The sequence below is a fragment of the Legionella norrlandica genome (assembly GCF_000770585.1).
GTDB lineage: Bacteria > Pseudomonadota > Gammaproteobacteria > Legionellales > Legionellaceae > Legionella > Legionella norrlandica.
In genome coordinates this window covers 19535-30206 of record NZ_JNCF01000030.1, presented here as the reverse complement: position 1 = coordinate 30206, position 10672 = coordinate 19535, and the positions used below count along the sequence as shown (strand labels likewise).

Genomic DNA, 10672 nt, shown 5'->3' with positions numbered 1-10672 from the left:
TCCTGACTTCGGAAAATCAACTTCAATAAAAAACGCTGAAAACCTTTTTGGTAAAGGGTTTTCAGCGTTTTTTCATAGGAAGCCAGACGCTACAAACAGGGAAGGTATTGGAATTTTTTGTGCCACTTAATTTTTAGGGCTTGATAAACAGGCATCAATTCGTTGGGAGGGTCTTCCAGGATTTCAAAGTGTTGATTGTCTTTGTTGGTCACCCGAACCTTTCGCATACGATGAAGTAAGAGTGACAGTTGTTCTGGCGGAAGAAGTATTTGATTGGTTTTTAATGTGAATTCTACGAACCGTATCAATGCAAGAGCCATAAAACAAAGCAAAAAGTGAGCTCTGATTCGTCGCGGTGTATAATGAAATACAGGCCTAATTTCCAAGTTGGATTTGGCGATTCGGAACGTTTGCTCAACCTGCCAAAGACCTCGATAGTGTCCCAGTATTTCGGTTGGCACCGCATTTTTAATATTGGTCCTCACTCCCCAAAAGCCATCAAACAAAGCATCCTTTTCAAGTTTTTTCTCATCAATTTGAATGGTGCAATCCTTAGAAATTGTAACATAAGGTTTTTTTAAAGAACCTGTTAATTTGCTCTTGGTTGAACTATTAAGATGTTTTTGAATACGCTCCAAAGCTTTTGCTCTGTCATGCGCGTCTTTACGTGCTCTTTTAGTGCTATGATACACAAAAAGAATATCACCTTCTTCTGAAGCAAGGGTTTTGGTACGTACTATATCTTTTAAAGACTCAGTCTCTGTAGCATGGCTAATGATTTGATAGCCTTCAGGATCCAAGATAGCTTCTTTGATGTGTTTTTTTGTGTTTTTTATCCGCGCAGCAATAATATACTCAATACCCTGTGTATCTAACTCAACTAGATTAATCTTATTCATCAGGGCAGCATCGGCAACAATTACCGTCTTATCGATGTGATAACGTGCCTTGATTTTATCAAGAACAGGTAATAGGGTATGCCCTTCGTAGCTATTTCCTGGGAGCTCTTCGTAATCAATAGGAAGTCCTTCTTTGGTGACAATCAGCGCCACCATGATTTGCACATGTTGATGTTTACCGTCTTTTGAAAAGCCAAAATCACGCAGCTCATCTTGCGTGTTGGTTTCAAAGTAAATGGTGGTTAAGTCATAAAATAAAACATCGATGCTTTGTTTTTGCTCCGAAAGCAGCTGCGATGTGCGTTGGTAAATGGTTTGCTTTATGTCATTTTTTATAGGATCTGTGATTTGATCCATCACCTTATAAAGACTATCGAGTTGGCAGTTCATACCGTATTCATCAGAAATTAGTGCAGTCCTACGCTTGGAACAAGGTTCTGCAATACGCATGACCACTAGTTTTTTTAATTTATCCAGAATGTGCTCTTTTGTTTTTATAGACTGGAAAGTGGAGGCAAAGGCCTGACCATAAACGTCTAAAAAACCCGTATTGTAAGATCGGCATTGACTAATATCTTCCTCACTAAGGATTTTTAATGCTTTTCCTTTAGGTGAGTGCCGCTCTAAATGCTGTTTATAAGACTCTGCTTCTGCAAGTAGGCGATTTAAATGAGCCTCATCACGAGCCACACCAAAACTTTTAATCATTTTAGTTGTAGAGTTCTTCTTTCCGGGTAACCGTTCACCAACGCACAGCATCACCGAATACGAACCACTCTCATTTTTTCTTTTTCTAACGTACATAGCTTCTATCATCCCGATTATTTCATATATCTTATCATAAATAATCATACGCATCCAGACGCAACAAATAAACTAATAAAAAAATCGCTATAATCCTTGACCAGAAAGGTTTATAGCGATTTTATATGGTTTTTACTTACTTTCCGAAGTCAGGAAATTACGGCATTCCTGCGATATCACGCGAACAGGTATAAAAATTTCAGGCGCGTTGTTTGCCTAAAAATAACTAACAGAAGTCTGGTTTGTAAAAGCAGAATTTTGACCAATCATAAATTCACCAAAATAATAGGCCCATGTTTTGTAAATGCGCTCTTGGCCAATTACCTTAGCCCAGGAATTATATTCATTTAAAAGTTTGCCATGAGTTTTAAATACCTTGGTGAAATCTTCGCGCATTGTATCGGAATCAGACCAGGCAATAATAGGAAGCTGGGGGTATTTTTTTAATAAAATTCCTGCCAATTCTGGACCATTGCAGTTCATTTCATCATTCATGGCCCCTAGATCACCATCTATTACGACTATATCAGGACAATGACTATTTATAAAAGACAAAGCCGCATGACTATTATTAACAATGGTCACAGAGACTGATGCAATAACCGATTCTACCAATCGGCGTAAGCAAAAAGCATTAAAAGCATTGTCCTCAATAATTAATACACGCATCACCGCTCCCTCTGAACTACGGAAGCAGTATACTGTGCTAACCTTAAGAAAAACTTAAGAGAGAAAAATTAATTCCGTTAAAAATATTAGGGTGTTGTCAATTGCTACCTAAATTTTTTTGACAAATTGAGATTTTAACTTCATAGCACCAATGCCATCGATTTTACAATCGATATCATGATCTCCTTCAATCAAACGGATGTTTTTTACTTTTGTTCCTACCTTTACTACCTGAGATGAGCCTTTTATTTTCAAATCTTTGATAACAGTCACAGTATCACCGTCTTGCAATATATTTCCATTAGCATCTTTTATAATTCGCGCAGATTCCTCATGACTTTCATGAATGTCTTTTGGCCATTCATGCATACATTCAGGACAAATAAATACATTACCATCTTCATAACTATATTCAGAACTACATTTAGGACAATTAGGTATATTGCTCATTTTCGCTATCCTTTCATTACTAAATTTCTATATCATGAGCTAATAACCGCCTATTTGCACGAAAATACGTTATTGGCGAATGCTCTAACAAATCGGATAATTTCTCCATGTAAATACATGCAAATCTATCTACTTGATAAGCGAAATAACTTTCTTCCGCTCCAGCTCTAAAAACTCTTTCCCATTTGGGATTATAAAAACTGCTTTGTTCTTTCAGCAATCTGGAAATTTGTAAATCCAAAGTCGAAATTTGTAACTGCAAATCATGAATTTCTTGATCATATTTTTGAGAACCTTCATCAATACTGCGAGTACAAAGATCGACATATTTTTGTTCTAGTTCTTTTTTAATACCCATCGTTTCAACAATTTTCTTCTCAATTGGTAAAGCTCTTATCTGGGAGGCAATTTCCTCACCTAACTCTTCAACAACCAAAGCAGTTCGCCAATTACAATCTTTCTTTAATCGTAATATGTCGCCGTAAATATGATCCCCTATATAAAGAATTTCATCTCCACCAACCCCCAGATCTTCAGTAAATTTTTTGGCATTACCTCCCTGGTACACGCCTGGGGTTATTGGACCATTAACATTGGTCATCATCCCTGTTTCTGGATCAACAGATAAAAACCGTAAATTATCATAAAAGAAACGAGGCTTATTAGCTAAGGTAATAGTATACTCAAATAAATCTTGCCAGTTTTCCCCATTATTTAAAAAAGGAGATAATGAATAATCCAACAAAATTTTGGAGTAAGAATATTCTGAATTGGTCAATATAAATATCTTTTTCCCATAGCGGATAAAATGCTTCAACCCATCCACTACAGCCTTCTCTCTAATTACATATTTTTTTAAGTTTTTGATAATGATATTTTTTAAGGTACCATCAGAGTGCACTTTATCTACACAATATTGGACATCCTGAGCCATGGTTTGGTAGTTTGGCATTTGATCGGGCTGCATATCCTTTAAATCAACCAACTGCCCATACAAAACACAAAAAGCAATGGAAAAAGAAGTATCTATTGCCATATAATTAGGATCACCTAAATCAACATAAATACTTCGATAAATTTTCTTTTGGTCGCCAAAACTAATCTGTTTGGTGCCATGATAGCTTAGCCTGATAGCCCCATAACGACTTAATTTTAAGATATTCCCATTTTTCCTATCTATAACCAACCCACGAATGGCATCATAAAAGTTAAATTTGAATTTTTTAATTTCTTCTGGGTAATGGAAATTTTCTACTAGCCTCTCTTTAACCAGATCATAAACCAAAGACTCAAAGTTTTTCGAATTATACCGAATTAAGGTATGGTCCATATCTAACCCTATCAGTTTAATCTTTTTCATATTTATAATTCGATTTACAAAAACCTTGTGTGCATCCATCTTTTAGAAACCTATAAAATTAATGATTCCAGTGAACCTTGTTAAACAGCTGCTTATTTTAAATTAGCCACTCCCGTTTCTGAAGCGACTAATACCCTGTCTGCTAAACGTTTAGCAAACACGCCATTCTCCACAACACCAGGAATTATATTAATACCGTCTTCCAAAGCCATAGGGGTAGAAAGATCCAAATTAAACACATCGAGAATAATATTGCCATTATCGGTGATAAAACCCTCTCTATACTCAGGATCTCCTCCTAATTTAACAATTTGTCTTGCTACAAAGCTCCGCGCCATTGGAATCACCTCCACCGCGATCGGAAATTCTCCCAAATGCTTCACAACCTTGGATTCATCAACAATACAGATAAATTGAGCAGCAACATTAGCTACAATTTTCTCACGTGTCAGCGCTCCACCCCCTCCTTTAATCATTTCGCCATGTGCATTGACTTCGTCTGCGCCATCAATATATATAGGTAATTCTTTTACTGAATTCAGATCGATAACCGGGATACCTGCCTTACGAAGCAAAGCTTCAGTTGCTTTTGAACTCGCCACACAGGCATCTATTCTATGTTTGATTGCAGCTAATTCCTTGATAAAACAATTCACCGTTGAACCTGTGCCAACACCAATTACCATATCGTCTTCAATATAAGCAATCGCTGCTCTGGCTGCTTTAGTTTTTAATTCACTCACGACATTGTCCTCTTTGCCTAATCACTTCATATAATGAGACTCCAGTAGCCACTGATACATTCAAACTTTCTACACTGCCTAACATAGGCAAAGAGAACAAGCCATCACAATGCTCACGAGTTAATCGTCTCAATCCCTCTCCCTCGGCGCCCATCACAATGGCCATCGCTCCAGAACAATCCATTTGGTACAACGATTGCTTGGCCTCACCTGCTGCGCCATAAATCCAGACACCTTGTTGTTTTAAAGTTTCCATGGCTCTCACTAAATTAGTTACTTTAACAAAGGGTATTGATTCCGCTGCACCACATGCCACTTTACTAACAACAGGAGTAATGCTGGCACTTTTATCTTTAGGAATCACAACAAAATCAACACCTGTTGCATCTGCTGAGCGTAAACAAGCACCTAAATTATGCGGATCTGTAATTCCATCCAAAATAAGAATCAAAGCGGGCTTTTTACAGGCATCTAATAGAGCAATGAGATCTGTTTCACCGTATTCTGGTAACGGAATTGCAAGAGCAACAACTCCTTGATGAGTAAACTCAGAAAATCGTTGCTTCATTTTTTGAGAATTTAATTTTTCGATAGGGATATTGGCATTCTCTGCCTTGGTTAAAAATTCTTGTAGTCTATTATCAATTCTATCTTGATTAATGAAGAGAGTTTTGATTGTTCGATGAGGATTAGTCAATAATGCTGAAACCGCATGCAATCCGTAAACGTATTGTTCACTCATGACTAATATCTTCCTCTGCTATGGGCTCAAAATCTATTTTACGCTCATCCAAATCAACTCGAGCCACCAAAACAGTCATTTTATCTCCCAAGCGATAAACTTGACCACCACGAGCACCTATCAAACGATGTTTGGCCGAATCAAAAGTGTAGTAATCATTCTTTAAAGAAGTGACATGGACTAATCCTTCTACATAAATTTCATCCAATTCAACAAAAATACCAAAGCTGGTGACTGCCGATATTCTACCTTTAAATACCTGCCCCAACTTATCTTGCATATATTCGCATTTCAACCAAGTAATGACTTCCCGCGTTGCATCATCAGCTCGACGCTCAGTCATTGAGGAATGCTTACCAAGGCGATTCATATCTTCATGGCTGTAAGCAAATTCATAAACTGGTTGATTATCTAACAAATGCCCGACTGCCCGATGAATTAATAAATCAGGAAATCTTCTAATGGGTGACGTAAAATGCGTATAGGCAGAGTAGGCTAAGCCGAAATGGCCTTCATTGGCCTCAACGTATTGAGCTTGTTTTAAGGAGCGCAGCATGACTGTCTCTATAAGATGTTTCTCTGGTCTATCCCCAATCATATTCAATGTGCGTTGAAAATCTTTGGGGCCAGGCTTTTTCCCCCCACTTAACTGCAAACCCAATTCACCTAAAAATTGTCTTAAAGCAGTAATTTTATCCTCTTCAGGAGCAGCATGTACTCGATATAAAGTAGGGATTTCAGCCTTTTCTAAAAATTTTGCTGTTGAAACATTAGCAGCCAGCATGCATTCTTCTATTAATTTATGAGCATCATTTCGTATTATCGGCACAATGCACTTGATTTTCTTATTTTCATCAAATTCTATTCTTGTTTCAGTGGTTTCGAAATCCATAGCTCCCCGAAGCTTGCGGGTATTCAATAGGACACCATACAAATCGTAAAGGGACTCAAGCATAGGCCATAGGTCTTGATGCTTCTCATCTGTTTTTCCTTGTTCCAACCAGGAACCAACTTGCGTATAAGTCAATCGGGCATGGGAATGAATCACTGCACGGTAAAAACGTGAGCGAGTTATTTTGCCTTCTTGATTAATAGATAACTCGGCTACCATGCATAACCGATCTACATGTGGATTTAATGAGCAAACACCATTAGACAAAGCCTCTGGCAACATGGGTACAACTTTACCTGGAAAATAGACTGAGTTCCCTCGCCTTGCTGCCTCTTTATCCAAAGCAGAATCTTTAGCCACATAGTAACTTACGTCCGCTATCGCGACATAAAGTTGAAAACCACCCTTCGCCTTTTTATAACAATAAACCGCATCATCAAAATCTTTGGCATCTTCTCCATCAATGGTGACAAATGGAAGATTACGCAAATCAGTTCGCCCTTTTAGTTGATCTTCGGTAATCTGCTGGGGAATTTTTGCGACTTCAGCAAGAACATCATCCGGCCATTCAAAAGGAATTCCATAGGCATGGATTGCTACTTGAATTTCCATACCTGGCGCCATGTGTTCACCAAGGATATGTATTACTCTGCCAATAGCTTGTGTACGTTTGTTAGGATAAGCAATTAATTCAACTAATACAATTTGGCCATTTTTTGCATTATTAATGAATTCTGGTGGAATTGAAATATCTTGAGTCAGGCGTTTGCTATCAGGAATTACAAAATTCACGCCATGATCACTAAAAAAACGTCCTACGACCGTTGCATTAGCATGTTCAAGAACTTCATGAATTTTAGCTTCTGGCCTTCCCCTTCTATCCATTCCTGTCTGATAAGCAAGAACTATATCGCCATGCATTACAGCTTTCATTTCTTTAGCAGAAAGCACCATATCTTCTGAACCGTCATCAGGAATAAAAAAACCAAACCCATCCGGATGACCTTGGACAGTTCCGCGCAATAAATTAATTTTTTTCAATAAACAAAAACGTCCTCTCCTGTCTTGCATGATTTGGCCATCACGCAACATCGCTTTCAGGCGAAACCCCAAGGACTCTTGTTGACTCTCGGAATCCACGTCCAATTTATCCAACAATTTATTGCGTGACATAGGTCTGCCGTATTCATCAAGGATATCCATGATGTATTCTCGACTTGGAATTGGATCGGCGTATTTTTCACGTTCCCTACTATAAAAAGGATCTTTGGATTTCTTACTCACCTTTCACCATTTATCTTAAAGCATATGCTTACTTAATATATTTAAGTCTGTTCTACCACTTATCAATACAAGTAGCAAGAATATGGTATCAAGTATGGGGAAATTCTTGGTAAAACTTATTCCCCTTTGCAGTCTCAGTTTTGGATTACGTTGAAGCTTAATGAAATGAAGTCAACAATTCTATTTTAAGAGCAAATAGTCCACATCAGACGAATACCTTAACGCAGACTACGATTTAAGTTTAACACTTAGCTTGATCTCAAGGCTTCTGAGCTATTAATGCTCAGGCAAAACAAAACCTCTTCCACCAATTGCAGCGGTTAGCCCTGCTAAAGATAAATCTTCTCCTGCCCAGAAAGTGCCTTGATCACTTGTTGGTATTTTTACTCCTTTCCATTTACATACAGCGATAGCACCTTCACATGGTATTTGCTGTTCATGCCCTGGCCTTGATTCAATACAATTCAAGGCAAAGGCAGTCTTATCCACCACTAAGGCAGACCAATTACCAGCTTGTAGCCGGCTTGTCCAACCAGCGCTAGCTCCAGGATTCGTGACGGGATGAGTAATCCATAGGTCCACGTTTGTAATATTGTGGATAAATACTAATTTACTTTTTTTTGCTTTTAATGTGACGGATTCACCTTGTACAGGGACAGCCAGACAACCCTTAGGAAAGGTCGATTCAGCAAAAAGCCCAGTAGACAATAATAAAAGATAGAAAGAGAGTAAAATTCTCATAATTCACTCCGTAATTGTTTTATGATGATAAGCAGACCAAGTTAAATACCTAGTGTATCTGGGTATACAGAAAAAAAGAAGAATCATTTGATCTCAGAAAACACAAGAAAGGAGGAGCATTGCTTCTCAATTTTTACCTAATTACCTAGCATACATATAAACAACAATTATCACTTTAATCTCGCATGGCAATAATCGTAGCTGAATTCAGTGCAGAACCTTCTTCTCCCCCAACTTGCCCTTAGAGGTTTGTAGATATGCTACTATTTATTAATAGTGATCATATAAAGAATTCTTATCTCATAACCAGTTAAGGATATCGTTATGAAGGCGAAAAAAATAGAAAATTTATCCATAACTGATAAAGAAATCTGTTGTTCTGACGAGAGCAACATCGATAATTCCAGTAATTTTTTTAGATTTATTGATAAACGCTTTCAAGCCAATCTTGCTAAATTTACAGCAGGCATTAGTCCGGCTTCTATGCGCAATGCCTATTTTATATGGCTTTCACAATTGGCAGAAGCGCCAGGATTATTGCTGGAATTAGCATTATACCCTATTTTGCATTCTAATGACTGTATTAATAACATTCTTTGCACCGATCGTACGGAGGGTGGAAAGGACGTCCGTTTTCGTAAAGAAAGCTGGGAAGACATGCCTTGGCGATTATGGGCAGAGAGCTTCCTTCAGGCTGAGGATTGGTGGCATCGAGCTACAACTGACGTTCCAGGATTACCTCAGCCCGTTAAACGTACAGTGTCCTTTTGGGCACGACAATTTCTTGATGCTCTGTCCCCTCCAATTTTGTCTTGACTAATCCAGATTTATTTCATGAAACCATTCGAGCCAATGGAGAAAATCTTCTGCATGGCACTCAAATTGCATTTGAAGATCTATTTGAGCGATTAACAGGATTACCACCTACCGGCTCTGAAAATTTCATACCTGGGAAAGATATAGCAATTACTCCGGGAAGAATTGTATTTCATAATCACCTGATAGAACTTATCCAATATGAACCACGAACTAAAAAGGTTTTCAAGGAACCTGTTTTAATACTACCTGCCTGGATCATGAAATATTATATTCTTGATTTATCTCCTAATAATTCCCTGGTCAAATGGCTTGTGGGGCAAGGACATACTGTGTTTATGGTTTCATGGCGCAATCCAGATGAGCATGATCGTAATTTAACAATGGATGATTATTATAGACGCGGCGCCATGACAGCTATCGATAAAATCTCTGAAATTTTTCCCCAAACTCAAATCAATTTAACAGGTTATTGTATAGGAGGTACTTTGGCTTTGATTACAGCAGCAGCAATGGCTCGAGATAAAGATGAGCGCCTAAATAGTCTAACCTTATTTGCTGCCCAGGGTGATTTTTCCGAAGCTGGGGAACTGATGCTGTTCATCACCGAAACCGAGGTTTCTTTTCTTAAAAATATAATGTGGGATCAAGGCTATTTAGACACTAAACAAATGGCTGGATCTTTTCAAATGTTACGCGCTTATGATCTGATTTGGTCAAAAATGGTTCAGGATTATATGCACGGTATGCGCCGTGGAATGATTGATTTAACTGCTTGGAATGCTGATGCAACGCGCATGCCTTACAAAATGCATAGCGAATACCTTGAAAAATTATTTCTAAACAATGACTTTGCAAAAGGGCATTTCTTGGTAGAAGGAAAAACAGTAGCCGCTGAAAATATCCATATCCCAATTTTTTCTGTTGGGACAGAGAAAGATCACGTCGCACCCTGGCAATCAGTTTATAAAATTCATCTAATGACTAAGAGTCCTATTACTTTTGTACTGGCAAGCGGCGGGCATAATGCAGGAATCATCGCTGAACCCAATCATAAAGGATCAGCTTATTATATTTATGAACATAATATTGATATGCCATATCTAGATCCCCAAAATTGGTTAAGTGCTGCGAGCAAGCGAAAAGGTTCATGGTGGAAAGGTTGGCATCATTGGTTAGTAAAACAGGATTCCCGGGAACGTATTTCTCCTCCTAAGCTGGACTCAAAATTACCAGAGGCACCAGGAAAATACGTTTTGCAAAAATAAACTC

8 protein-coding genes and 1 pseudogene are annotated in these 10672 nt (G+C 38.1%); 1 reads left to right on the top strand and 8 read right to left on the bottom strand.

Going from position 1 to position 10672, the window contains the following annotated elements:
- Positions 1 to 89: 89 nt before the first annotated feature.
- The 8 genes from OK13_RS08720 to OK13_RS08685 form a co-directional block, all read right to left on the bottom strand.
- Positions 90 to 1751: an IS1634 family transposase gene (locus tag OK13_RS08720; protein WP_160264741.1), complete on the bottom strand. Its 1662-nt coding sequence runs from the start codon at positions 1749 to 1751 to the stop codon at positions 90 to 92.
- A gap of 168 nt (positions 1752 to 1919) precedes the next feature.
- Positions 1920 to 2372 carry a response regulator gene (locus OK13_RS08715; RefSeq protein ID WP_035890219.1) on the bottom strand — a complete coding sequence of 151 codons (453 nt, stop codon included), beginning with the start codon at positions 2370 to 2372 and terminating at the stop codon, positions 1920 to 1922.
- Between the two features lie 108 nt (positions 2373 to 2480).
- Positions 2481 to 2822, bottom strand: a complete 342-nt coding sequence (locus tag OK13_RS08710; protein WP_035890218.1) for a zinc ribbon domain-containing protein YjdM — start codon at positions 2820 to 2822, stop codon at positions 2481 to 2483.
- Between the two features lie 19 nt (positions 2823 to 2841).
- Positions 2842 to 4221 carry an HAD-IG family 5'-nucleotidase gene (locus tag OK13_RS08705; protein ID WP_035890216.1) on the bottom strand — a complete coding sequence of 460 codons (1380 nt, stop codon included), beginning with the start codon at positions 4219 to 4221 and terminating at the stop codon, positions 2842 to 2844.
- Between the two features lie 53 nt (positions 4222 to 4274).
- Positions 4275 to 4925, bottom strand: a complete 651-nt coding sequence (gene rpiA / locus OK13_RS08700; protein WP_035890211.1) for a ribose-5-phosphate isomerase RpiA — start codon at positions 4923 to 4925, stop codon at positions 4275 to 4277.
- Complete coding sequence (rlmB, locus tag OK13_RS08695; protein WP_035890209.1) at positions 4918 to 5667, bottom strand: 23S rRNA (guanosine(2251)-2'-O)-methyltransferase RlmB; 750 nt, start codon at positions 5665 to 5667, stop codon at positions 4918 to 4920. The genes rpiA and rlmB overlap by 8 nt, the downstream gene beginning before the upstream one ends.
- On the bottom strand, positions 5660 to 7843 hold the full coding sequence (rnr, locus tag OK13_RS08690) for a ribonuclease R (RefSeq protein ID WP_035890208.1): 2184 nt from the start codon (positions 7841 to 7843) through the stop codon (positions 5660 to 5662). The genes rlmB and rnr overlap by 8 nt, the downstream gene beginning before the upstream one ends.
- Positions 7844 to 8119: 276 nt before the next feature.
- Positions 8120 to 8584: a hypothetical protein gene (locus OK13_RS08685; RefSeq protein WP_035890207.1), complete on the bottom strand. Its 465-nt coding sequence runs from the start codon at positions 8582 to 8584 to the stop codon at positions 8120 to 8122.
- A 402-nt stretch (positions 8585 to 8986) separates the two neighbouring features.
- Between OK13_RS08685 and OK13_RS08680 the strand changes: the two are divergent.
- Positions 8987 to 10668: pseudogene (locus OK13_RS08680) on the top strand (PHA/PHB synthase family protein); the annotation flags it as partial.
- Positions 10669 to 10672: the final 4 nt, after the last annotated feature.

Coding starts and splice junctions, on each gene's coding strand:
- OK13_RS08710 (WP_035890218.1), bottom strand. CDS start 2,822: ATGAGCAATATACCTAATTGTCCTAAATGTAGTTCTGAATATAGTTAT.
- OK13_RS08720 (WP_160264741.1), bottom strand. CDS start 1,751: ATGATTATTTATGATAAGATATATGAAATAATCGGGATGATAGAAGCT.
- OK13_RS08705 (WP_035890216.1), bottom strand. CDS start 4,221: ATGGATGCACACAAGGTTTTTGTAAATCGAATTATAAATATGAAAAAG.
- OK13_RS08715 (WP_035890219.1), bottom strand. CDS start 2,372: ATGCGTGTATTAATTATTGAGGACAATGCTTTTAATGCTTTTTGCTTA.
- OK13_RS08685 (WP_035890207.1), bottom strand. CDS start 8,584: ATGAGAATTTTACTCTCTTTCTATCTTTTATTATTGTCTACTGGGCTT.
- rlmB (WP_035890209.1), bottom strand. CDS start 5,667: ATGAGTGAACAATACGTTTACGGATTGCATGCGGTTTCAGCATTATTG.